The 23288-nt window shown below is 61.9% G+C and carries 22 protein-coding genes; all 22 read left to right on the plus strand.

The window, feature by feature from the left end:
* The first annotated feature begins 586 nt into the window (after nt 1–586).
* The 22 genes from OG326_RS02840 to OG326_RS02945 all read left to right on the plus strand — a co-directional run bounded on the left by OG326_RS02840 (nt 587) and on the right by OG326_RS02945 (nt 23080).
* Entirely contained in the window at nt 587–796 is a 210-nt protein-coding gene (locus tag OG326_RS02840) for a hypothetical protein (RefSeq protein WP_327143073.1), read from the plus strand.
* A complete protein-coding gene (locus tag OG326_RS02845) occupies nt 797–1093 on the plus strand; it encodes a hypothetical protein (RefSeq protein ID WP_327143074.1) in 297 nt (98 codons plus the stop codon).
* Nucleotides 1094–1369: 276 nt separating this feature from the next.
* Entirely contained in the window at nt 1370–1987 is a 618-nt protein-coding gene (locus tag OG326_RS02850) for a hypothetical protein (protein WP_327143075.1), read from the plus strand.
* Nucleotides 1984–4833: a DNA/RNA non-specific endonuclease gene (locus OG326_RS02855; RefSeq protein WP_327143076.1), complete on the plus strand. Its 2850-nt coding sequence runs from the start codon at nt 1984–1986 to the stop codon at nt 4831–4833. Before OG326_RS02850 ends, OG326_RS02855 begins: the two co-directional genes overlap by 4 nt.
* 15 nt (nt 4834–4848) lie before the next feature.
* Entirely contained in the window at nt 4849–5694 is an 846-nt protein-coding gene (locus OG326_RS02860; protein ID WP_327143077.1) for a DUF6881 domain-containing protein, read from the plus strand.
* 411 nt (nt 5695–6105) lie between these two features.
* Nucleotides 6106–6654 carry a hypothetical protein gene (locus OG326_RS02865; protein ID WP_327143078.1) on the plus strand — a complete coding sequence of 183 codons (549 nt, stop codon included), beginning with the start codon at nt 6106–6108 and terminating at the stop codon, nt 6652–6654.
* Nucleotides 6655–6884: 230 nt separating this feature from the next.
* Nucleotides 6885–7349 (plus strand): hypothetical protein, encoded by a 465-nt coding sequence (locus OG326_RS02870; protein ID WP_327143079.1) that lies wholly within the window; start codon nt 6885–6887, stop codon nt 7347–7349.
* Nucleotides 7350–7444: 95 nt separating this feature from the next.
* Complete coding sequence (locus tag OG326_RS02875) at nt 7445–7882, plus strand: hypothetical protein (protein ID WP_327143080.1); 438 nt, start codon at nt 7445–7447, stop codon at nt 7880–7882.
* Nucleotides 7883–7963: 81 nt separating this feature from the next.
* Nucleotides 7964–8551: a phage tail tube protein gene (locus OG326_RS02880; protein ID WP_327143081.1), complete on the plus strand. Its 588-nt coding sequence runs from the start codon at nt 7964–7966 to the stop codon at nt 8549–8551.
* Nucleotides 8552–8656: 105 nt separating this feature from the next.
* Nucleotides 8657–8947, plus strand: coding sequence for a hypothetical protein (locus OG326_RS02885; protein WP_327143082.1), 291 nt, complete (start codon nt 8657–8659; stop codon nt 8945–8947).
* Nucleotides 8948–9015: 68 nt separating this feature from the next.
* Nucleotides 9016–9324 carry a DUF5361 domain-containing protein gene (locus OG326_RS02890; RefSeq protein WP_327143083.1) on the plus strand — a complete coding sequence of 103 codons (309 nt, stop codon included), beginning with the start codon at nt 9016–9018 and terminating at the stop codon, nt 9322–9324.
* Between the two features lie 78 nt (nt 9325–9402).
* Nucleotides 9403–11862: a hypothetical protein gene (locus tag OG326_RS02895; RefSeq protein WP_327143084.1), complete on the plus strand. Its 2460-nt coding sequence runs from the start codon at nt 9403–9405 to the stop codon at nt 11860–11862.
* Nucleotides 11859–12752, plus strand: a complete 894-nt coding sequence (locus OG326_RS02900) for a phage tail protein (protein ID WP_327143085.1) — start codon at nt 11859–11861, stop codon at nt 12750–12752. The genes OG326_RS02895 and OG326_RS02900 overlap by 4 nt, the downstream gene beginning before the upstream one ends.
* 192 nt (nt 12753–12944) lie before the next feature.
* Nucleotides 12945–14567 carry a Gp37-like protein gene (locus tag OG326_RS02905; protein ID WP_327143086.1) on the plus strand — a complete coding sequence of 541 codons (1623 nt, stop codon included), beginning with the start codon at nt 12945–12947 and terminating at the stop codon, nt 14565–14567.
* 23 nt (nt 14568–14590) lie between these two features.
* A complete protein-coding gene (locus OG326_RS02910) occupies nt 14591–15625 on the plus strand; it encodes a hypothetical protein (protein ID WP_327143087.1) in 1035 nt (344 codons plus the stop codon).
* Nucleotides 15626–15635: 10 nt separating this feature from the next.
* The gene (locus OG326_RS02915; protein WP_327143088.1) at nt 15636–16721 is read left to right on the plus strand and encodes a hypothetical protein; all 1086 of its coding nucleotides are present in this window, start codon (nt 15636–15638) and stop codon (nt 16719–16721) included.
* Between the two features lie 16 nt (nt 16722–16737).
* On the plus strand, nt 16738–17784 hold the full coding sequence (locus tag OG326_RS02920) for a hypothetical protein (protein ID WP_327143089.1): 1047 nt from the start codon (nt 16738–16740) through the stop codon (nt 17782–17784).
* 88 nt (nt 17785–17872) lie between these two features.
* Nucleotides 17873–19162 carry a hypothetical protein gene (locus tag OG326_RS02925; RefSeq protein ID WP_327143090.1) on the plus strand — a complete coding sequence of 430 codons (1290 nt, stop codon included), beginning with the start codon at nt 17873–17875 and terminating at the stop codon, nt 19160–19162.
* A 38-nt stretch (nt 19163–19200) separates the two neighbouring features.
* A complete protein-coding gene (locus OG326_RS02930) occupies nt 19201–19611 on the plus strand; it encodes a hypothetical protein (RefSeq protein ID WP_327143091.1) in 411 nt (136 codons plus the stop codon).
* A 19-nt stretch (nt 19612–19630) separates the two neighbouring features.
* The gene (locus OG326_RS02935; RefSeq protein WP_327143092.1) at nt 19631–20389 is read left to right on the plus strand and encodes a peptidoglycan recognition protein family protein; all 759 of its coding nucleotides are present in this window, start codon (nt 19631–19633) and stop codon (nt 20387–20389) included.
* A gap of 8 nt (nt 20390–20397) precedes the next feature.
* On the plus strand, nt 20398–20583 hold the full coding sequence (locus tag OG326_RS02940) for a hypothetical protein (protein ID WP_327143093.1): 186 nt from the start codon (nt 20398–20400) through the stop codon (nt 20581–20583).
* A 631-nt stretch (nt 20584–21214) separates the two neighbouring features.
* Nucleotides 21215–23080 carry a hypothetical protein gene (locus tag OG326_RS02945; RefSeq protein WP_327143094.1) on the plus strand — a complete coding sequence of 622 codons (1866 nt, stop codon included), beginning with the start codon at nt 21215–21217 and terminating at the stop codon, nt 23078–23080.
* The last annotated feature ends 208 nt before the right edge of the window (nt 23081–23288 follow it).

Raw genomic sequence — 23288 nt, forward strand, 5'->3', positions numbered from 1 at the left:
GCACATCATGCACCTGCGGGGACGCTCACTACCAGAGAGGCGCACGAGATCATGCGTCTCCATCGCGAGTGCGTCGCGCACGGGTGCCCGCGGAAACTGGCGGCATTCGAGATGCTGATCGCCGCAGGCCGCGTTGTCCCCGACTCCTCGCGGAGATTCTGATGCGGGCGCAACGGATCGAAAAGACCGTTCTACCTGCATCTTTCATGAATCTTCATTTTGGGTGTTGACATTGCGCGTCGCTTAAGTGAAGCTTTGTGCAGCGCCACAGTTGCGCCTCTCTCCCGGAATCACGGGAAATCACCTTCTCGGCAATGAGTTTCAGGCTTCGTTTGCCGTACCCCTCACGTGCCGAAGCCCTCGATCCGCTGCCGCGGATCGGGGGTTTCTTCGTAGAAGCACGTGCTTCGATCCCGAATGGGAGGAACCCCAATGGTTTTCGGTCTCACGGTCGACCAGTGGATCAGCATCGGCAAGATCATCGCCCAGGTGCTGGCAGTCGTCGTCACGATCATCGCCTAGCCCGCCCCACGTCTCCGCTTCCAAAGCGGCAAGCGGGGACCGTGGCCCTCCGGAAGGAAACAACATGCGAATCAACAAGGTTCCCGAACCGGCTCTGGTGCGTTCGGTGCTCGTGGCGATCACCGGGGTAGTCGCTTACCTGGTCGGTCACCAGGTGAATACCGACTGGATCAACATCGTGCTCACCCTCTACGGCCTGCTCACCCCCGTCATCGCCGGCGCGCTGATCCGACCGGCGGTGACTCCGGTGCACGCGGCGGACGGTGAAGTCTGAATGCCGTCGACGCTCACCCCGGACCTGGTGCAAGCAACCGGAGTGGCAATCGCCTCCGCGATCGGCGCGGTCACCGCATGGCAGGCCCGCGAGGTCGCCAAACTACGCGAACGTGTTGCCGCACTGGAGGATCAAGCCGCCAGCGACCAGCGCCGCTTCCGTGACGCCATCCGCCTGATCCGCGCCCTGCAGAGTCACATCGACGAGCTGCTCGCCTTCCTGCGCTTGCACGTCCCGGGCCAAGAACCCCCACTGGCGAAGTACGCGATCCCCACCACTCTCGAAGAAGAAATCTGACGGCACTCCGCCGTTCCCAGCCCATGCGGCCGGCCCCCGAAACCTCTCGATAGGTACAACGCGGGTTCAGAGCCACGCCGCATGCCCGCGCCCCAGCGCGCCCGTCTCCCGCAGGTGGTCCCGCGGTAGCAGACACCGGTTGCCGCGCAGGGGCGCGCCGGTCCCGCCCCCGGATGTCCCCTCGACCGGGGGCGGGACCCCCATTCCACACAGATCCCGAGCCTGGGGAAGGGCCCGGGATCTTTCCATGCCCATCTCCGGAAGGTCTCGAAACCCATGTCCGACAAGGAAATCGTCGAATCCGTCCGCTTCGGCAATCACCAGCCCCCGTCGGACTACACGAAAACCGATACAGGCCAACTGGTCACCCACGAGTTCCTCGCCCTCATCCAGCAGACCTTGTCCGGTAAGCTCGCCGAACCCAAGCGCGACGAGACCCTGGACCCCGAGGTCCGAGCCCTGGCCGAAGAACTCTCGGTAATCCACCTCCCGGAATGGCACAGCGAAGTCGGCCGAAAACTGGCCGCCCCCACCGTAACCAGCATCAAACAGGCCACCCGAGTAGCCGAATACCTCGTAAGGCGCGGCGTCCGAACCCATCCCGAACTCGAAGAAATCCGCTGGGCCCCCACCCCCCTCGGCCCGCCCGGATCCTTCGACACCGGCATGCATATCACCAGGGACGCCGACGGCAATTGGCCGGCTCCCGACCCGGAAGCCTTTTACGACTTCGAAGACATCGAGGTCAAACAAGCCGAAGACGGCCTCTGGCACGCCACCCACCCTCGGGGCCTCTCGGTAGAAGCCCCCACCAAATCCGACGCCTACGCCGGTCTGGTGGGCCAGCTTCGCCAGCGCATCGAACATGCTCGCCGGACCGGGAACGCACAATGACCACGCCCACAACCGAAGTCGGCGGGGCGCCGCCCTGGGTTTCGTCCCGGGCCAAGTGGTTTTCGGAAATCAGCCTTGGTGATTCAGAGAGTCCTGCCGCGAACCGAAGCAGCGTCAAGACCTTCAATGGGATGACTGCGCGCAGTTCGGCCCTGATGCTCGAACGGATCTGGAACGCCGAGAACCTGGTGCGGAGTGCCGGCGATACCCCATTGCGAGCTACACCGATCGACAATCTGCAGCCGACGTATCCGGTATTCCCGACGCTGTTCGATCCCAATGCTCCTCAGCCCCCAGGGACTACGGATCCGGTGCCCCAGTCGTTGGGGGACTTGGCGCTCGGCCCCCAGAACACACAACCTTCCGCACCTGGGACGTCTGCTCCGGTTCAGAGTCAGCCTGCCCCATCGTCGTCCACCAATCCCCTGAACGAGGCGCCAATTCAGGTTCCCGGAGGGCAGCAGAAGCCGAGTGGGCCGGATACGAGTCTGCTGGATATGCCCGATACGGGCGGTCGTCCGGAGGGTAGTACGTGGGATGGCAAGATGCTCGACAATCGGCCGGTCAAGTACATCATTCCCGAAGGGAATGGTTCGAACACTGTCGATCTCGAGATCACCAATCCCAATGGCACTATCGACCGTTGGCGCATCGCCAGCGACGGCCATGGTGGTCTGCAGCACTGGCACGATGACGCCAACGGCAATTCCTCCTACGCGAGCCGCACCGACCCCAATTCGCGCTGGTACGTCCAAAGCTTCGATCCGGGCGCGTCGACCTCAGCCGCACCGAGCCACGACTTCGAGGCCACCGCGACTTTCAGTCACGTGTTCACCCCGTCCTTCGACACGAATGGAAACCGGGTCGGAACCGACGTCGGAATCCTGAACAGCGCCGGACTCTACGACAACAACCATGTCGACAACTTCGGCAACCTGACGATGACCACCGCCCGGCCAGATGGCAGGGGCGGTATCGAGAGCAGCTTCGTCAAACAACTCGACAGCAACAGTTGGAGGTTCGGTACCGACGGACAGATCTGGGAGATCGGGCCCGACCTCCGAGGTCACACCACCATGGGTCGCAATATCGAAACCGACCGAGGCACCCATGCGTTACTCATCTCTGACGGCGTGCTGTACGACTCGTTCCACGCGCGAAACGATCCGGCCAATATTCGAGACGGAATCCGCTCCTACACCGACAAATACATCGGTGACGACAAGATAGAGAGATTGATTCCAAACGGTCCCAAGCTTCTCTTGGGAACAGACGGAACGCTTATCGACACGATCCGAGCGCCAGACCATCGCGACAGAATCCAAAAGGGACTCGACGCGGTAGACGATATATGGGACGGATTCAAGATAGGTTCCAGAGACTGGGCTGCAAGAGCAACGGGAATTGATGTACTCGCTCAGGACGTAGGAAACGCAGGAAATCCGTACTATACGCCGAAGACCATGGCCGAACGCGCAGCTAATTCCTCTGAGGCTTTTACAGCGGTCGAGCTAGGCCTCGCAAGGAGTATGGCCGACCCATTTATTACCACCGGAAGCTGGGCTGGACATCACGTAGCCGCCGCTCTCTACGGCATGAGTGCTATCGGAGATTCAAGCTCGGCCGGCCGAGCCCGCGCACAGACCGCACGACGGTACCTCGACGAATCCCCGAGCAATGGTGAAGCAGCGATTGCCGCTGTCCTTGCCGCAAGCACATTCATCCCAGTGGGGTCGGCCCTGCGAGCCGGCTCGACGTTAATCCGCAGTGCTGCGGCCGCGGTCGCGGAAGCGGGCTTCACTGTCTCTGCGTTCGCGACACGTACCGCAGCAAGCGCAATCCGTTTCACCGATCTAGCGACCACAGCGACTCTGGGAACAGAGACGCCGATGCTTATGCAATCGCTGCTCAGCTATACGATGAGGAGGTTCTCACCCGCGCCGCTCGGCCCTGATCTTAGGTTATTGAATAGATTCAATTCCCGCATAATCAGAATGCCGAAATCGGGTGCTGTTAGGCCGCCCACCGTTTCTCAGAGTGACAATGGCGCTGCTCGTAGGCAGTTACTTACGTACCGCAAACCGTCAGAAATGAACGGTCCGAGTAGACAACTAACCGAGGACCAGTTCGCGGCGTTGGCGCAGCCTTATGTCAGTAGAGGAAGGCTCGCGGGAGCGCTGAGACTTCCAAAATTGGACGGTAATGCCAAATATATCTATATTGAGGGGAATGGCAGGCAGACTACAGTAGTCACTGCTTCCGATGGTAAGCCAAAATATATAGAAGCCTGGGCCAGCCACAAAACCGGTGCGGGCGCTACCGCAGAGATAGAACCGAATCCGATCCTCCTTCATCCATTGCCTAATGTTGTCTATAAGGTAAATGGTGACTTCATGATCCGCACTGATTATTATGGTCGTGTGGTGGAGGGTTTTAACGCTAGATTGAGAGTATTCTCATCTTCAGATTATCTGAGATCACAAAAGGAGCAGGACAACTTCAATAGGTTGCGCGGTCTTCTTTCGAGAGGGCCAACGGACGCCGGACACATTTTCGGCAATGAATTCGGGTCACCTTCTGAGCGTTTGTTCTATACACATCAGTTGCGTTCTGTGAATCAAAGCCCCGGTACGATGTATAACTTGGAGCGAGAGCTATCGAAGCTTCTGAAGTCGATCCCGGGCGGGCGCGCGGAGTACCACGTAGCGATCGAGTACGCTAACAGACCCTTGGTTCCTGGCTGGAGGCCGATCAACGATGAGCGTCTGCCTACCCTATATCATGTTGGATACCGACTACCGCAACAGACGAAGTGGTTTGTAAGAGATATCCTCGATAATGCATAGTGAACGGGAACGGGTATGTCAGACATAGTCCGCCAGCAGGAACTTATTGATCTTACCGTTGAAAGCCTCTGGCAGGTTGCTCCGGTTGACTGGACAGAAATCGAGGTAACATACAAGGCTGCAGGTGCATCTCGGCGTTTGAATACTCAGTTGCGAACGATGAATGGTTTCAGCGACAAGTTCGACGACCCCATTTTTTTCCCGTCTTCTGTTCTGGAACTGAGAGATCTGATGTATGTTCCAGGATTGGGTACATGGTTCACATTTCAACTGACCATAAGCTGCACGGGTGACGTTATCACAGAGTTTGACTACGATATGCCTGATGAAAATTCTGTTGCTTGGATGGATTTTGAAGGTGATCTTGAATCATATCCCCGCAATACGACTCCAAAATGGATGAAAGAGGCAATCGAACGCGGACAATCCCTTCGGGATGGCGATGAAAATTCGGTCGAAGTAGTCGATCTTCAACCTCGAAGCTCCGGAACGGATATGAATTGCATTTCAGTTGGCGGAATAGAACAAGAACGGGCCTTAATGTTGGCGTCAGACTTTGTTCCTGGAGACCAGAGTTGGCGGTACATCCAAGTTCTGAGCGCCCTCGGCTCCCGAATCGAGCCCATTCTAGTATTTAGTGAGATCTTGGGCGGCGGATTCGAAAGACGCCGAATCGAGTTTTATCGTGACGGTCATGTCGGTCTCGCCAGTCGATACCGGACAACTGGCGGGACGTCACTTGACGGTGACCCGATAGAATCGGCAAGTGAAATATCCGAGGAAGTAGGACTGACCGCTTTAGAAATATCAGCAGTAGAATTTCAGGCGGAATGGATCGCTGCTGGCGGGTGGCAGGCATGAACGCCCAGTGAGACTACGTCGGATGGTCGTATCGTTGAAGCTTTATTGAACCGGCCAACCGGCGAGTTCGAACGTGCTCCGGGTGATGTGATCGCCAGGGCTGAGGCTTCTATGAGTCATCCTGAGATTTAGAGCTTGGACTTCGATGATTTTGTGTTCGAGACCGAGGGTATTCGAATGCACAGGGCGAGCGGTATCGGCCCGGTGTTTGCTTTGTATGAGGTGGCGCGAGGCGTTATGAATCTCGCCGCGAGTGAAGATCGTGCGTCGACCGAGGATGAGCGGTTCTTATCGAATCTATTCTCCGTCGCACTTATCCTCTATGGGAAGAAGGGAATGCGATCGATGGCGCTGCGAATTCCTCTGGAGTGTCAGAGCAATAAGTCTCTGAGGTGAAAGGCAGTATCTTAGATGACTCGGAATTCCGAGGAAGTGATCGGCAAAATTCGGTCGATCTTTGAAGGCGTTGTGGTGGATGGTCTTCGGCGTGAATCGACGACCGGTGCTTCGGATGAGGAAATCGATCTATTTGCGGCGAGACAGGCTGTTGCTTCCGTGCCTGTGGCTGTTCGTGAGGTGTTGCGGTTGATAGGTATTCAGCCTGGTTTGTGGTCGACCGGTAGTGACTTTGGTGTTGATGTTGTCACCATGGATACCAAGAGTTCTGCGCATGTGATACTTTCGGCCATGGATAACGAGTTCAAGGATCCGGCTGGGATGCTGGTACTGAGTTCGCATCAGGGATACTCGTATTACGTCATTGATGGTGCGGACCTCGGCATGGATGATCCGCCGGTATGGGACGTAGTCGAGCACGTGAATGCAGGCAATGGATGGACGAGTGTGTCCGACTGGTTCGCCGCTACCGCTCCAGACGTGGAGGATCTTCGAGATGTCATGGAGTGGATGGCGGAGTCGGGCAATCAACCATTGTGGGCAGACGACCTCCGTCCTCTATAGTCCCGCATATTCTAATTTGAGATCCATCTGATCTGACCAGACTTTCACCGGTCGAGTCGGATTTTTCATTCCCTTTATCGACCGGGTGTTGATCGATGCCTGCAAGGAGCGGGAGGTGAAGATCTTAGAGATAAGGAGTCTGCTGGGTGAATCGAGATTCCGAGGAAGTGATTGACCGAGTTGGGTCGATTTTCTAAGGTGTTGTGGCGGATGGTCTTCGGCGTGAATCGATGACCGGTGCTTCGGATACGGATATTGATCTGTTTGCGGAGAGGCAGGCGGTAACTTCTGTGCCGGTGGCTGTCCGTGAGGTGTTGCGGTTGATCGGTGCTCAGCCTGGTTTGTGGCGGGCTAGTAGCAACTTCGGTGTTGATGTTGTGACTGGAGAATCCAAGAGTTCCGCGGTGTCTGCACTCTCGGCTTTGGATAACAATTTCAAAGATGCGGCTGGGATGCTGGTGATGAGTTCGCATCAGGGATATGCGTATTACGTTATCGACGGTGCGGATCTGGGGGTGGATGATCCGCCCGTGTGGGATGTGGTTGAGGATGTGAATGCCGGCAATGGCTGGATGAGTGTGTCCAACTGGTTCGCTGCCACTGCTCCGGATGCGGAGGATCTGCGCGATCGGATGGAGTCGATGGCGGAGATGGGGGATCAGCCGATATGGGCTGATGACATCGAGCCTCGATAGGTTTGGATTCTCCAGTGTGAGGTCCACATGTCATGACCCGATCCCATTGAGTGGGGTCGGGTTTTTCATTCCCAAGATCGAAAGGGGGTTGCTCGATGCCTGAACGGATCGTGTTTCCTGATATCGAGAAGACTTTGACTGATTTTCTTACCGCGCAGTTCGCGGCGTTGTCCGAGACTGCGAAAGTGGTTACGCGGGTTGCGGATCCGCGGCCGGCGCGAATGGTGCGGGTCAGTCGTAATGATCGTAAGGCTCGGGTTGATGTCGAGGATCAGGTGGGGCGCCGTGGTGCTCAGCTGGTTCTGGATCGTCCCCGGGTTGTCTTCGAATGCTTCGATGATGCTGGTGGTGCGGCGGGTTTGGCCGCGCTGGTGCGCGGGATTGTGAACGCTGCGGCACCCGGCTATATCGGCACTGTGTGGTGTGACTACGTGGAGGACGCGGGGGAGGCGAATGACACCGATCCGGTGACTGCTGCCCCGCGGTACACGATTGTCACCGACCTGATTGTGCGAGGCACTGTCCTCGCCTGAACTCTCACTGCGGTGCGAGTTTCCAACTGAATAAGCAACATTCCCGAGGGCCTGCGCAAAATCCCAAGGGAGATAACAAAAATGGCTCTGCCTTCCAGCAAGTACATCGGCTCCGGCACCCCGAACATCGCGGTCACCGGTGGCGTTCTCGTCGCCCCGATCGGTACCGTGCTTCCGGCCACTGCGGCCGACATCATCAATGCCTCGTTCAAGCCGCTGGGTTACGTCTCCGAAGACGGGATCGAGTCGCAGGGTGAGCGCAAGGTCGAGACGGTCAAGGACTGGAACGCCGATATCATCGCCAAGCTGCAGACCGAGCATTCGGTGCGCTTCGGCCTGACCCTGTACGCCGCGTGGGACAAGGACGTGCTGTCCGAGGTCTTCGGTCCGGGCAACCTGACCGTCACCCCGGCCACCGCCACCACCGGCACCCTGCTGAAGATCAATGAGACCGGTGCGGTGCTGCCGCGCCGCGCCTGGGTCTTCGACATGCTGAACGACAAGAAGAAGCTGCGCATCGTGCTGCCGAACGCACAGATCTCCTCGGTCACCGAGAAGAAGTTCGTCTCGAACGAACTGGCCGGCTTCACCATCACCGTCGAGGCGTTCAAGGACGACACCGGTATCAAGGCGTACCGCTACCTCGACGACGGCGTCACCACCGCCTAAATAGACCCCCAGCGGCGACGGGTCACACACCTATGCGCAGGCCCGCCCGCCGCCGCTGGGCCTTTTTTCCTCTGAAAACCAATCTACGAAAGGGTCTGTGTACCAATGACTTCCCAGAAAGCCCCCGTCACCATCTCCACTCCGACCAAGGTGAAGGACGACTTCTCCTACCGGGTGGATGGCATCGATATCGAGCTGCCGTCGCTGTCGTATTTGAAGCCGGGCCTGGTGCGCCGCATCCGCCGCCTCGGTGACGTCGATGCGATGTACACCCTGCTGGAGCTGGCTCTGACACCCGAAGCGCTTGCGGCCCTGGACAATATGGATCCGGACGCCTACCACGAACTGCTTGAGTCCTGGCGCGCGCACTCGGGGATCAGCCTGGGGGAATCCTAGGCCTCGATGCCCTTCTCGAAGAGCATTCCGAGGCAATCGAATACGACCTGATTGCCCTCGGCCTGCGGTTGCGCCAGCTCAGCACGGAAACACTGAGCTGGCGTGACCTCAAGGCCATCACGAAGTTCCTGCCACCTGACTCGGCGCTCACGCGCTGTCTGTATCCCGAGATCAACCGGTGGCAGCTGGACCAGTACCTACTCGCGGAAATGGCCGACTGCCTGCGCTGGCTCGTGTGGTCCAAGAGCGACGACGCCCGGCACGGCCGCAACCGGCCGGAACCGATTCCGCGCCCCGGCCTCGAGTCGGGCCGCGAAAGAGTCGGCACGGCAGCGGATATCAACCAGATCAACGAGTTCCTCGGCTGGAGCCAGTAGTCGCATCGCCGATGGCCGAGCTCGGGCGCAATCAGCTCAGAAAGTGGATGAATTGTGGACAAGCAACGCCCATCGGCAATGACACTGCCGGACATTCTCGCGATGACGAGCGGCGGGCAGCCGGGTCCGGGAAAGACGATCACGCTGCCCAGTGGCGCGCTGTGGGAGGGCGGCCCCACCGCGGGGACATCGCTGATAACCCTTCCCGACGGTGACCCGATCCTGTTAGCGGACAACGGTTCCGGAGTCTCGAACTCGATCGTCGGCCGTTCCGGGCCGTTCGGTGCCATGGCTCGTGTCTTCGAGGAAGTGCTCGGTCATGTGCCTAGCTTCTTCGCCAATCGCGTGGCCGCTCAGGCCCTCGAACTGGTCCGCGGTCTCCCGGACTCGGGTGAACGTGAAACCGACACCCGGATCGTCAAATTCAGCTCCAAGGCGACACTGCTCAACCCCGCCAGGCGCGGGAACCGATCCGGTTCGGCCGCCGACGAACGGCCCGAAGATGCCGAATACCCCTATGTAGAACCGGTGCGCCGCGCATACGGCGGCTATATCGACGGCAATGTGTACAAGACACGAGCAGCCGGTCTGGTGTCCGGAGAGGGTGGCGCCACCGAGGACGCCGTTCCGCTGCGCGCGTCACCCGGTGAGTTCGTGGTCCGAGCCGCGGCGGTGTCGAATACCCTGCCGCTGCTGGAGATGATCAATTCCGGCTGGGTGCCGCCGGCACAGTTCCTGGCCGGAATGATGTCGGGATTCAGTTCGCCCGCAGTCGATTCCCCGTCGAGCGCGCAGAACTGGCGCGACATGCTCGGCCAGGGCGTAATCGCCGACACCCTTGGGAACATCGGCAATGCCGCGGTGAACACCGGGACCTGGGCCGGAGCCGCACTCGGATCCGCGCTGGCCCCGATGTTCCAGCCCGGCGGCCTGCTGGCGCCCAGGCAGGGTAGCGGCGCCTCCGCGGCGCTACCTGCTCCGCAGGACTCGGCGGGATCCGGTTCACCCGCGGGTGTGACGGCATCGATGCAGGCCACCCCTTCGGGTGTACTCGGAATCTTCGGTGGGACAGGCGCTTCCGGCTCGCCCGGAGACGGCACCGAATTGGGTTCGCTCGCACAGGCGCTCGGCTCCGGCATCACGGGTGCCGCCACCGCGGCGGGCAGCAATCTGGGTGCCGCACTGGGCAGAGCCATCGAACCCGCATTGGGTCCGAGTGGCACGCTCGCCCCGCAAATCGGTGAGCAACTGGGCCGGTTGATCGGATCGCAGTTCGGTGGTGCGCTCACCGCTTCGATGAGTGTCCGGACCGATGGCGGCCAACTCGGTGCTGGTAACAGCGCCGGGGGCGGGACCTCTGTAGGCGGCGGAACAGCCGGTAGCGGCGGAACCTCGGGCGGCGGTGGGACATCCGGCGGAGGCGTGACCGGTGACACCGGTGGCCCCGAACCCACAACAGGCGGCGGTGGTGGCGACAGCAGCGTTGTCGGTACCGCGGGTCCGGCAGGTACTGCCGGATCGGGTTCTCCCGGTACGAGCCCGGACACGACCGCCCGCTGGGAGTACATGCAGGGCACGTCCGACGGAAATCCGGTGTCGGGCTGGGCGTATCTGACGCCCAAGACACCAGTGGTGGGGGTGGCCGAAGGCGATATGCCCGCAGGCATGTCGCTCAACCAGTACATCGTGGACAACGGCGACGGTCTCATCGTGCAGGACGCGCCGGGCACGAATTGGCTTGGCGCACTCACCGGTGACCCCGCCGGATCGGGCATACAGGACCTCACCGGCAAGTCGCATCGATACAACCCGAACGAGGGCAATTTCGCCGACCTGCTCCAGCTCGCCGCAGGCCAGTCCGGCCGAGATCTGGGAACGCTCCTTTCCCCACTGCTGGGTGATCAAGCTCCGGAGTCGTTGTCCCAGTTCGCGAAAATGCTTGTCAACCCAATAGGGCAGGCCTATAGCACCGCCGACCCCAATCACGACTGGACCAACACCCTCGGCTCCTGGATCAGCCAGGCCACCGGTATCCCCTGGAAGCCGACGGGACAGCAGGGTTCCTCGACCGTCACCCAGATGAACCAGCAGCAGCAGATAGGCGCCGCCGCATTCGAATCCGGTGTCCAGGGCCTGCAACAGCACGGCCTGCTCGGCGGCCTCACCGGAGCGATCTCCGGCGCGGCTTCCACGGCGGGCAGCGCGATCGGTACCGCGATCGGCACGGCCGTGGCTCCCTTCCTGGGCCCGGCGGGCGCACTCGCTCCCGCTATCGGATCGTTCCTGGGTTCGATGGCGGGCGGCGTAGTCGGCTCCGAGTTCACCCGCCCGATCGAGTGGGCGGGCAATGCGGTCAAAGAGCTGGTCGGAACCGGTTTCGGCCTCACCGACCTGGCTGACGGCCCGGCCGGGCACACCGTCCGCGGCGATATCTACAACTTCAACGGAACAGACCCGAAGAGCGCGTCCATCGCGACGGAGCGGGTTCGCCGGCGCCGGGCAGTGGCGCAGCAACGCGGAGGAGGCATGGGGCGATGACCCACCAACTTTTGGAAACCCACGGCACGAAGGTTGTGGTGTGGGATGTGAACGGGCGGGTGTGGCATTTGTCCGGCACGAACTCCGGGCGCGAGGGTGTGCGACTGTCCCAGCAGAACGGGTTCATGTTCGCGCCGGTACAGCTGCTGATCACGGAGGGCGCGCGGCAGGACGGGGCCACCTTCGAGCGCTCGGTGCGGTCGAAGAAGGAGTGGGATTTCCTTGTCGTCATCTCCGGTGCGTCGAAAGACCCTGGCGTGGACCCGGTTCGGGACTTCCACGCCGTGCATGACGCCTGGTTCCGGGGCTGGTCGACCGACAAACCGGTGACCGTCGGGTACTTCACCCGGCATCAGGGCTGGCGGTTCCAGCAAGCGCAGCTCGATGCCGCGCCGGAGCCGGTCTCCAGTATCGATCCGGCGGTGAATGCCGTTGCCGCGTACAAGATGTCGGCGACGGCCATGGACCCGCTGGAACACCATCTGCAGGAGAGCTCGGTGTGGGCCAACACCTCCGGTGCGGGTGAAGGCACTGTGCGCGTGCGCAACGCCGCCGATCAGCCCGCCTGGCCGCGGTACACCATGAACGGTCCCGGCCGCTGGTCCATTCTGGATCCGGGCGACGGCGACCTGCTGCGCATGGTGCAGACACCCACGCTGTTGGCGGGGGAGACGCTGCAGATCGATACCCATCCCCGGCACCGCACCGCGCGGGTCTACTCCGGCAATAGTCCGCAGGGCCGAAATGTGTGGGCACAGTTGGCAGGTAGGCGCTGGCTGACGCCTATGGACCCGTGGAGTGCCACCGATATCAGGGTGAAGGTGGAGGGCGGCACGCTCGCTTCGAGCATTGTCGCCGCCGCCACGCCACGATCCTCGCGGCCGTTCTGATGGCAGATACCGAGAGCGACGAACCCGTCGTGGCAGGCACCGTTCCCGTGCCCATCGAATTCTTCGAACCATATGCGGATCAACCTTTTTCGCCCACCCACCTGACGATTCGGATTCCTCCCGTCGGGGCCCTGGATCCCGGCGAAACCCCACCGGCTGATCCACCCGAGACCGCTACGGAAGGTGGTAACGATGCCTGACAGCCCGAGCTGGGATCCGCAGACCGAAGCCCGGCGCATGGACGAGGCATTCCATGCCGACCAGGAGCTGGCGCGCGATCCTGGAGTGCTGGTGCGCTACTGGGACAAGTTCATGCGCGAAGTGGGGGAGGAGCACAACTACCTCTCGCTCGAATTCACCTACCCGCGCAATGCCGCCGGTGGCCTGAAGATGATCTGCCCCAGGGACATGGTGCACTTCGATCACCTCTTCAACAACGATGACGGCGAGGACGCCACCATCCCGATCACCGTGAACACCAGAGGATTCCGGTGGGACGGCTATATCACCAAGGCCTCGCTGGTACGTGATGACAACGGCGTCGAGACCGTGGACATCGAGGCCATCCACGCCTGGAATCACGTCGCCACGATCTGCTGCTGGGCCTCGCCCTTCGCACCGGTGCTGGCCCAGTTCCCGCGCCACCACATTCTTTTCGGCCCGGTGCGCACGATCATCACCACCTATCTGACGATGAATCTGATGCGGTTACAGGCGCCCGGTTGGGCGCCGCCGGGAACCGTGAACGATCCGCTGTGGAGCGGTGTGGGCAACCCCCTGTTCCCCATCGCCGTCGTACCGGTCGACCCCGCGACCGACACCAGCCGCTGGAGCGCGGCCTCGGCCCGATTCGATATGGCGGACAAGCTCTTCGAGCCCATGCTGGAGGACTCCGGTGTCATGCTCACCGCCCGATTCTTCCTGCCGGGCGAGGATGAGCAGCCCGCGCCCGACTGGTTCTATCTGGAGCAGCCGACCGTGGTGCTCGAGACCGTGGACAAGTCCGGTGTGACCGGCTCGACCGGCACACTGATCGACGGAATCCAGTCGTGGATAGAGGAATTCGCCGACGACGGCACCACTCCGAAGCGCTATCCGCGATTCGATTCCACCACCCAGTACGAGGCCGTCTACGGGCAGCCCGGCAAATTCGGCACCTTCACGAACTTCCCGTGGGTCTGGTACTTCGAAGGCGAGTACTCCGGTATCGGCGCTTCCGAAGTGGCGCTGCACAAACCACTCGCCACCGATGTCATCATCGGTGGTCGGTCGCCCGGCTGGGTGAACGCCGGTATCGAAGTGGTGATCAAGGGTCTGCTGTCCCTGATCGGCCTGGACTGGCTGTATCGCGGACAGCTCAACGATGTATTCCTGGCCTGGATGGTCTACCGGGATATGGCGCGCGTGGATCGGGCAGGCCCGTACGCGTTCCGCGAGCTCTATATCACCGGCAGTGATAAGGCCTTCAATCTCGACGGCCTGGTCGCCGCCCGGCAGGGCCTGCACCTGACCCGCGGCTACACCAGCCACAAGGTCACCATCGAGGACAACGCGCCGTATCTGCTCGGCCGGGACTTCGGACTGGGCGATCAGATCGGCTTTGCGGTCGGCCTGCACGTATTCACCGACTACGTCACCGAATTGACCTTCCACGACGATCGCGAGACGGCTTCGAAATGGCAGATCACCGTGGGTGACGGCTCGGATGAAGAGGACTCGATCGTCAAGGCCTGGCAGCGGCTGGGCCGCTTCGCGCACGCCATCAAGGACCTGTCCACCGATGTCGGCGCCGACCTCGACCTGCTCATCTTCTGATTCCCCGTGAAGGAGTGAAACCTATGGCGGACACCAGTTTTCCCGCTCACCTGAGCGTGGATCGGCAGCTCGATATCGACGGCGTGCCGATCCTCACCGCGACGGTCTCGGTCTCCGATGACGTCGCTTACCTCCCGCTGCCCGCCGGTCCGGCCGGGGCACAGGGACAGCGCGGACGACCGCGCAGCACCTTCCGCAAGATGGGGGAGATCCCCAATGCGGGGGCCAGGCCCACCGGTCTCAACGCTGAAGATCGCGGCAAATGGTGGCATCGGCTCGACGACAATGGCATGGACGTCTGGACCGGCACGGCGTGGAAACATTCGCCCGCCGCAGTCGGCGTGCGCGGACCGATCGCTGACGCCAACCAGATCACCGCCGCCCCGACCAAGAATCTTCCGAATCTCACCACTCCGGCGGTCGAATTCCTCGGCGCGGGTGCACAACAGCAGTTGAATACGACCGCGCCCGCCGGTCCGCAGGGCGCGAAGGGCCCGGCCGGCGTCTCCGGGCTGATCACCAAGTCGCCCGACTTCGACCAGACCTCCGGCCTCACTCACGGCGGTGTCTTCGCATACCAGCGCTCCAGCGGAAAGTTCCGCGGCATGCCCGCACCGCTGGGTGTCGGCCCATGGTCCTGGTACGAGTCCGATTTCGTCGCAGACCAGGAAACCTCGGTGGGGCAGCTGATCGCCGGAACCTTCACGATCCCGGCGCAGCCGTTCGCTTGGCGGCCTGTCGTTTACGGGCATATCTCGACCTATTCGGTGAACAACGGGCAGCAGTCCGCGCGGGTGGCCGTGCGACTGTACAACTCGCAGGGCCAGGTGGTCGGGGCGACGGCCGGCGGTTCGGGCGTCTACCTGTACTCGCCGATCATTCCCACCTACCGCGATGAGCAGTCCACCCGAACCCTTTCGCCGACATCGGATTTCGCTGTTGTTCCGGCCGGACAGCCCGCCAACCTGATCGTCGCCGTCGAACGCGATAACGGCAACGCCGCGATCGGTTACCGGACCAGCAGGGCATCGCTCGTCGTCTACGCCCGACCCATCTGAGTGAGGTGACATGTCCACTATTGGTGAATACTTCGAACACACCCTCATCCGCGGACTCGACGAGGGTATCGGCACGCCGGGCCTGGTTCAGTCCATGCACGCCACACCCCGCGACGGATCACTGGAACTGATGACCGGGTCGCCGGGGCCCACCGGTCCAGCCGGCGAACCGTGCCGGGCATTTCGGTGGGAGGGCGATATCGCCGACCAGGCCGCACTGACTGCGCTGTCGGCCAAACTCGGTGTGGCACAGGCAGGTAAAGCTTGGCGAGTGCTGTCGAACGACACGCTCGTGTATTGGAACGGCGCCGGATTCGACAATTTCACCGACGCGTTCGGTGCGGCCGGGCCGGACGGTATCTCATGCACCGTCAGTATCGGTACCGTCGATACCGGGCCGGTCGGCTCGGACCTACAGGCTACGATTACCGGCACCGCGCCGAATCTGACCTTGAACCTGACGGTTCCGCGTGGAGTGAAGGGGCTCAAGGGAGCTCCGGGTAGCCCCGGGCCGATTCGCAACGCACCCGACTATTCCAACGGCACGCACATCGATAAGGCTGTACCCCAGTGGGATTCGGGTGCGGGCAAGTGGACGCCGAGGCCGTACCCCGGATTGCGCGGCCCATGGTCTATCGCCGAAACCGTCGCATGGGATGGCGGCCCGGCGTGGGCCGCCACTCAGATGAACATCGGCACCTCACCGAATACCGTGGCGCGATTGAATATTCCGGCCCAGGACGCCGACTGGCGGCCGGTGGTCGCCGGCGCCGTCTATGTTCAGACCGCTGAGAACGCGCAAACCTTCGACACCCGGGTCGACGCCGAAGTCCGCCTGGGCTCCGACAGCGGTCAGCTCGTGGCATTGGGCTCCGGCACACCCTCGGGCATCGATGGCGCGTGCCGCTTCCAGCCGTTCTTCGGCGCGCGAATCACCCCGGACAGCACCGTCGGCGTGATTCCGGCCGGTCAGCCTGTCGTGCTGTATGTGGTGCTGCGCCGCATCACCGGCAGTTCCAACTATTACTACTACCAGGGCGGCGCTCAAATCCTTTGCTGGGCACAGCCGGTCGGCTTCGCGCCGACGCCCGCCTGAGTACGGAGCAACAGCTGTGACCAACGAACCCACTACCGTCTACGACGACAATGTCATGATCACCATGCGCGGTATCGCCGACTCGATCGGGTTGCCGCACACTGTGAATCCCGTCGAGCACATCGATCGGGAAGCGCTGATCGAACTGCGGCAGGGACCGGCCGGTGACACCGGTCCCGTCGGTGACCCGGCCTGGCCGTGGGATTGGCAGGGCGACGTCGCCGACGTCGCCGCGCTGCGAGCGCTCAATCTCACCACCGCTGATGCGCGCAAAGCGTGGCGAGTGGTTGCCGAGAACGCGGTCTACTACTGGACCGGGCTGGAGCTCTTCGCGTTCGCGAATGCTTTCACCAAGGTGGGTGCCCGCGGAAAGGCCAACCGGCTCAGCGGATCTGCTGTCGCTGGGCCCAATGGGTCCGCTGCGAGCGCTCGGATCACCGGAACCGCACCGAGTCAGAATGTCGAAATCACTTTCCCTCGGGGCGATACCGGTGACGTCGGTGACGCGGGCGCCGCGGGGCGCATTCAGGATTCGGCCGATGTCCTGATCGACGACACCCATCCGCTCGGGCAGGACCTTGTCCTGTCCTGGAATACGGCACTGCAGAAGTTCGTGCCAATCCCCAGCCCGCGCCTCGGCGGACCGTGGGCCATCGGTCAGGGCCAATTCGCCGGTGGCACCGGCCTCAACGAGGATTCGAAAGTGCTGGCCACCCTCACCATTCCCAGCCAATCGATGAATTGGCGGCCCATGGTCGAGGGCTGGATCAATATCGGCACCGAAGGCCCGCGCTACAAGTCCCGCTGCAATGTCGAAGTCCGCATCGGCAGCCCCACCGGTGATCTTGTCGGCTACGGAAACGGCACCAGCGTCCCCACCTTCACGAGCGTCTGGATCTCGCCGTGGTTCCAGTTCCCGATGACGCCGAACTCCAGTTTCGGTGTGGTGCCCGCCAATCAGACCATCACGCTGTACGTCGTCGCGCGCCGTGTGATCGGCACCGAACGGTATTTCGTCAAAGCCAATGACGCACAGGTGACCGTCTACGCCGATCCCGTGTAGTTCCGGAATCGACTGTCTCCCAGGCTCCTCGGAGCCCAACTCTCAGGTACGCCGCTTCCGGCTGCCCGCTGTTCGAAAGGCATCCTCCATGGCCGATCTGCCCCCGCTGAAGTACGGAAAGGTCGTCGGGCGGTTCCTCGCCAATGTCGCCGACGGGCCCGACATCGGTGAGCTGCCCGAATTCCCGCCCCTGGCAGGCACTCTCACCTTCACCGCCGATGCACCGAAGATCCTGGTGGCCGGCGGTCAGCCCGCCCCCGCCACCTACGTGCAGCTGCCCAACCACTATGTGTGCGAGCTCGACGAATTCGGCTACCTCACCTGGCGCGGCAAGCGCGGGATCCGGCTGGTAGCCCCGAGTGTCGATACCAACCCGGGCAACTGGACGTGGCGAGCATCGTTCGATCTGAGCTACGACGGTGAACCCGTTGCGCTCGACCCCTTCAGTTTCACTGTGCCCGAATATGTTCCGGGTGCGGACCCGGCCAACCCGGATACCGGTTCCACCGGGCTGGTCGACCTCACGCTGGTCTCGCCGGTGCCCGCCAGCCCCGGCAATGCCGTCACGCGCGGTGAACGCGGCAGCGGAATCCAGTTCGACGGCCAGGCTGCGACCTACGCGGCGTTGCCCGCCGCGCCCAAGGATGGCGCGCAGTACGTGGTGAAGGCCGACGGACTGCTGTACGTCTATCGGACAGTCGGTGGCTGGACGCCCAATGGCCAGGGCATCGTGGTGCGTGGCCAGGCGGGAACCACTGATTGGGCCGGAATCACCAATAGGCCCGCCACTTTCCCGGCGACGCTCGGGACCACATCGGGCACCGCTGCCGCCGGAGACGATGCACGGCTTTCCGATGCCCGCACTCCTGTAGCGCACACCCACACGGCGAGCCAGATTTCCGATGCGACCGTGACCGGGCGCTCGGTGCTGACCGCCGCCGACGCAACCGCCGTACGCACAGCGGTCGCTGCTGTCGCCGCAACGGATCCGCGCCTGTCGGATGCACGTACGCCGACCACGGCCGGGCAGGTTTACGACATCGCCTTCAAGTCGCACAACGGAACCCGGGTGGCGGGCGCAGGCAATGTGATGCCCGAGGGGTTGCGCCTCGAGCGGAACATCTCCGTCAGCGCGATCACCTACCGCGGTGAAACCGCGGGCACCGGCAATCTCGTTGTCGAACTCCGCAAGAACGGCACCACATTCGCCAACACCTCAGCGACGATCGCTGCCGCGAATCATGCGGTCGACACCATTGTGACGGCCAATGGGCCGTGGAGCTTCGCCGTTGGTGATCGCCTCACGGTGTTCGTCACCACCGTCGACAACCCGGCAGGCAAAGGTTTGCAAGTGAGTCTGAGGGGCGTGACGATCTGATGCCCTTCATTACCGTCGCCTCGACCGGGGTTGTGCCCATGGGCATGAACAAGAACGCAGACCAGGCTGTCAATGCCGGAGCCACCAACGCGAGGTTGGCGGGCTGGACCGCCAGGAGCGGCTATGGCGGCACGATCATCAGCGCCAACAACGAGTTGATCTCGGCAAGCACAGGCGCGGTCATCGTGCACTGCAGTGTGCAGTTGAAGGCCGCGTGGTCCCCGCAGTACGGCGCCCTGCACCTGATGCTCATGCTCAACGACAGCGAACTCAAGTCAGCCGACTTCGCTACCAACGCCACATCGCTCACGTTGCAGGACGTTCAGGTGACCCTCCAACCGGGCGACCGAGTGTGGGTTCAAATGAACAACACCACCAGTGTTCCCTGGTCGACCAACGCGACCGTTCAAGGTGGAGCGACCACCTACGTCTCCTTCGATGCCGCATAGCGGGGAGGTGAGTGAAGAGATGTCTTGGACAGGCGATCCGGTATGGCTGGCAGATGCGCTGCGCGAAGCCGGATTACGAGTAATCGAACATGACGGCTGGCGTGACCGCGGGCACGGCGACTTCGGCGACCTGCGCGGTGTGCTCTGCCACCACACCGCGGGCGGCGGCACCGATGACTGGCGCATCGTCGAATACGGTCGGCCCGACCTCGAAGGCCCACTGGCCCAACTGGTTCTGGAGCGGGACGGCACCTACCGCGTGATCGCAGTAGGCGTCTGCTGGCACGCCGGGCGCGGCTCCTGGCCCGGCTGGCCGACCAACAACGCCAACTACCACACCATCGGCATCGAAGCCGTTTCCCGAGGAGACGGAACCGACTGGACCCCAGTACAACTCGACGCCTACAGGCGCGGCTGCGCCGCCATACTCCGCCGCATCGGCCGCAATGCCGACGACTGTGTAGCCCACCGCGAGTACAGCTCCGAAGGAAAGATCGACCCCTACGGCATCGACATGGACGCGTTCCGCGCCGATGTCCAGGCCCTTATCGATGGAGAGGACGCCGCCATGAGCGCCGCCGAAGTCACCCGGATCCAGGATTTCATCACCGCGTTCTGCGGCCCGATCAGTAGCGATGTCAAGGACATTCGCGAGCAGCTGTGCGGGCAGGGCCAGCGCGACGGCGCCGAATACGCCGGTTGGCCCCAGCTCGGTAATCGCACCCTCGTCGATGCTATCGCCGAGGCGCTCACGCGCCTGGAGAAGCTCGAGAAGTAGGAGCCGCCATGTCCAGCCCTGTTCCCGCCTGGAAGCCCGGAAGTTTCAGCGCTTCGACGGTCTCCAGTTCCGCTGCCGGCGGTTCGCGAACCTTCAACTTCAATCATCTGCCGCAAGGCGATACCTCGACCCGAGTCAAGCGAGTGAATCGCGGAGTAGCGCTGAAGAAGTCGATGAAGACGCCGACGCCATAAGGCACCGGCCGCACTGCCAGCCCTCCCCATTCCCGTTCGGGATGGGGATTTTTTGTGCCCAGATCCGAAAGGCGGACCAGCTTCCATGTTGATCAACACAGCTGGTCCGCCCTCGTGGATCACCCAGCGGAGTAACTGGCTCGCGGGCGCAGTGCCGGCGGCTGCCGCTATGCCTGGCAGCGGGAAGGTACGCGACCTTCCGGTCTCGAATGGTGCGGCTGCTGCTCAGCTATTGGCGCGGATCCACAATGCGAATGCCCTGATGTCGGATTCACCGGATACTGCAGTGGGCCGGCCTATTCCGGTTGCCCAGCCGATCGGTGTGCCGTTTCAGGATCCGGCCGCGCCGGGTGGTCCGCAGGGGCCAGTGCCTCCGTTCCCCATGCATGAGGATCCGGAAACCGGCCACATGAAGCCAGGGTTGGCGAATCCGGGTCTCAGGGGAGATACCCGACCGCCGGCCCCGCCCGCCGCGCCACCGAATCCGGTACCGGTTCCACAGCAACCAGTACCAGCCAGCCCTGGCAACCCGAATCCGCAGCCGAACAATCCCGCCGGAACAGTCCTGGCGGCCCCCCCACCGCCCACCACGGTCACACCCGAGCGACCTGCCCACATCAGCCCAAGTCTTGTGCTGCTGTTAGGCCTGACGCCCTACTACAACTACGACGGCTCGTTGAAGTCCCCCGAACAGCTGGCGGCGGACCAATCCGCCAACGCGCAAAGCCCCGCCGCCCTGCAAAGCACGAAGCCACTCCCGCCGAACGTACCTTTCATCCCAGGTATCACCGGACCTGGCAGCGAGGGTATCCCGCCGATTACGGTCACCGCCCAAGCTTCGGTTCCGGTCGTGCCCGTCACGCCTCCGGTACCTGTATCGATCACCGAGCCCACGAATAGGTATCGACTCGGCCGAGACGTCTACGGATTCAACTACACCGCAGAACAATTGGCGGCCGATATAGCCGAGGTCCAGAACGGCCCATTGCAAACGGTACTCAACGGACCCACCCCGTACCAGCGGGCTCTCGCACGCCTGGCCGCGGCACGCTACACCAGCGAAGAACAGGGTTACGACCTCCAATGGGCCTTCTACGACGCCCAGACCGAAGACGAGCGCACCGCAAAAACACAAGCCCTGACCCGACTGCGCGAAATCGGAATCCACCCCTACACCGATCCGGCCATCGAGAAATACGTCCAGGAAACAACCTCGAAGGCCCAGTACTTCACCGACCCCAACAACCCGGCCCGCTACACCGCCCCACCCCCACCCCGCCCGAAGATGACCAGCCTGGGCGACGACCTCTACGGCATGTTCGTCGAACCAGGCGTAGTCCTCTGGGAAGCGGCCCACGGCAAGGGTGACCACAGCGGCGGAGAAGTCGCCTGGGCAGCAGCCGAATTCGGCCTGAACGCCTCAATGCTCATCCCTGGCGTCGGCGCCGCGGCGACTGGAGCCCGAGCCCTACGAGCAGGCGCAGCCGAACTTCTCGCCAGTTCCCGCCTCGCCGCTGGTCTCGGCAATGCCAGAAACGCATTCGAAGCCATGCAAATCGGACGGCAACTACGCACCCAACAGGTCCTCGCAGACATAGACCGCCTAGCCATCCCACCATCCCACATCGGCCCAGCCCTGGAGTCCACTCCCGGCCGTACCGTCAGACCACCGGTGTCGGTCCCGCCAATAGCCAACGAGTTCGCACCGGGGCTGCGCGCTGAAATCCCGCCGACTTCTCCAGGGCCTGTTGGGACAAACATAGTCAGAGACGTCTCACTTGCACCGAGGGATCTGTCGGTAGGGCCGACAGGTCGGGGACCCGTCCTGCCTATTGGCGATATTACTCCCGTATTCAAATCCGGTGCCGGAGAAATAAATCCAGCCGCATATTCGGCCAGCAGTCTGAGTTCAGCAGCAAGGGGTGTTGTGAATGCCGTGCTATCGGGTTCGAAGGCAGTCGGATTATCTGTCTCAGATGTGGAACTGTCCGTGCGCTCTGCGGCTGCGTCTGTCCGTCAAGGTATCGCTCAGACTATTCGTGGATTAAATGGGATCAGTACAAAGCGTGAAATCGGATCTGGTGCCGTATCAACATGGAAGGCGCCCGCTAGTGGTTATCTGCGGCGCACAGAGAATCTCGGTGCTTTCTCCGAACTCGCGGTACCTATGCAGAAGCGTGCTGTCCAGCAAGCTGCTGTTCAGGCGGAGATTACTTTCAAGGGAGTCAAAATAACGATTGATCGAAATCCGGATCTCGTCGGTAGAAATCTCTTCGGGCACACAACTCCTGACGGCAGCTTGATCACGCTGTATCCTGATGCCTTTACATCGATGGAGGAACTGGTCAAGACTCTGGGACATGAGCGTACACATGTATGGCAGGCAAGAGTCTATGGTGGTGGTCAATCCATGGAAACCATGCATGAATGGGAGGTAGCCGCGCACTCTATCGAGGAGCAGTTCTGGACCTACTATCAGAAGGGATTGGGTAAGTGAGCCTCAGATCAGCCTGGATCGGAGAATTATCCAGGGTTTTGGATGGTCAGCCTATACCGTCGATCGGTTGCCCTACCTGTAATCTATTGACCCTGCAGTTTCGATTTATTGGAAGTTCCGAATCGAAAATCGGTTACGTTGTCATGTGGTGTGAATCGTGTAACAACGGAATTAGGGTCTCTCGTGCGCGAGCGAATGAAAACATTCA

Source organism: Nocardia sp. NBC_01327, assembly GCF_035958815.1.
Lineage (GTDB): Bacteria > Actinomycetota > Actinomycetes > Mycobacteriales > Mycobacteriaceae > Nocardia.

What these genes read in the sequence shown, in the direction of transcription:
- OG326_RS02840 (WP_327143073.1), top strand. Translation starts at nt 587, where the DNA reads ATGCGAATCAACAAGGTTCCCGAACCGGCTCTGGTGCGTTCGGTGCTC.
- OG326_RS02845 (WP_327143074.1), top strand. Translation starts at nt 797, where the DNA reads ATGCCGTCGACGCTCACCCCGGACCTGGTGCAAGCAACCGGAGTGGCA.
- OG326_RS02850 (WP_327143075.1), top strand. Translation starts at nt 1,370, where the DNA reads ATGTCCGACAAGGAAATCGTCGAATCCGTCCGCTTCGGCAATCACCAG.
- OG326_RS02855 (WP_327143076.1), top strand. Translation starts at nt 1,984, where the DNA reads ATGACCACGCCCACAACCGAAGTCGGCGGGGCGCCGCCCTGGGTTTCG.
- OG326_RS02860 (WP_327143077.1), top strand. Translation starts at nt 4,849, where the DNA reads ATGTCAGACATAGTCCGCCAGCAGGAACTTATTGATCTTACCGTTGAA.
- OG326_RS02865 (WP_327143078.1), top strand. Translation starts at nt 6,106, where the DNA reads ATGACTCGGAATTCCGAGGAAGTGATCGGCAAAATTCGGTCGATCTTT.
- OG326_RS02870 (WP_327143079.1), top strand. Translation starts at nt 6,885, where the DNA reads ATGACCGGTGCTTCGGATACGGATATTGATCTGTTTGCGGAGAGGCAG.
- OG326_RS02875 (WP_327143080.1), top strand. Translation starts at nt 7,445, where the DNA reads ATGCCTGAACGGATCGTGTTTCCTGATATCGAGAAGACTTTGACTGAT.
- OG326_RS02880 (WP_327143081.1), top strand. Translation starts at nt 7,964, where the DNA reads ATGGCTCTGCCTTCCAGCAAGTACATCGGCTCCGGCACCCCGAACATC.
- OG326_RS02885 (WP_327143082.1), top strand. Translation starts at nt 8,657, where the DNA reads ATGACTTCCCAGAAAGCCCCCGTCACCATCTCCACTCCGACCAAGGTG.
- OG326_RS02895 (WP_327143084.1), top strand. Translation starts at nt 9,403, where the DNA reads ATGACACTGCCGGACATTCTCGCGATGACGAGCGGCGGGCAGCCGGGT.
- OG326_RS02900 (WP_327143085.1), top strand. Translation starts at nt 11,859, where the DNA reads ATGACCCACCAACTTTTGGAAACCCACGGCACGAAGGTTGTGGTGTGG.
- OG326_RS02905 (WP_327143086.1), top strand. Translation starts at nt 12,945, where the DNA reads ATGCCTGACAGCCCGAGCTGGGATCCGCAGACCGAAGCCCGGCGCATG.
- OG326_RS02910 (WP_327143087.1), top strand. Translation starts at nt 14,591, where the DNA reads ATGGCGGACACCAGTTTTCCCGCTCACCTGAGCGTGGATCGGCAGCTC.
- OG326_RS02915 (WP_327143088.1), top strand. Translation starts at nt 15,636, where the DNA reads ATGTCCACTATTGGTGAATACTTCGAACACACCCTCATCCGCGGACTC.
- OG326_RS02925 (WP_327143090.1), top strand. Translation starts at nt 17,873, where the DNA reads ATGGCCGATCTGCCCCCGCTGAAGTACGGAAAGGTCGTCGGGCGGTTC.
- OG326_RS02930 (WP_327143091.1), top strand. Translation starts at nt 19,201, where the DNA reads ATGGGCATGAACAAGAACGCAGACCAGGCTGTCAATGCCGGAGCCACC.
- OG326_RS02935 (WP_327143092.1), top strand. Translation starts at nt 19,631, where the DNA reads ATGTCTTGGACAGGCGATCCGGTATGGCTGGCAGATGCGCTGCGCGAA.
- OG326_RS02940 (WP_327143093.1), top strand. Translation starts at nt 20,398, where the DNA reads ATGTCCAGCCCTGTTCCCGCCTGGAAGCCCGGAAGTTTCAGCGCTTCG.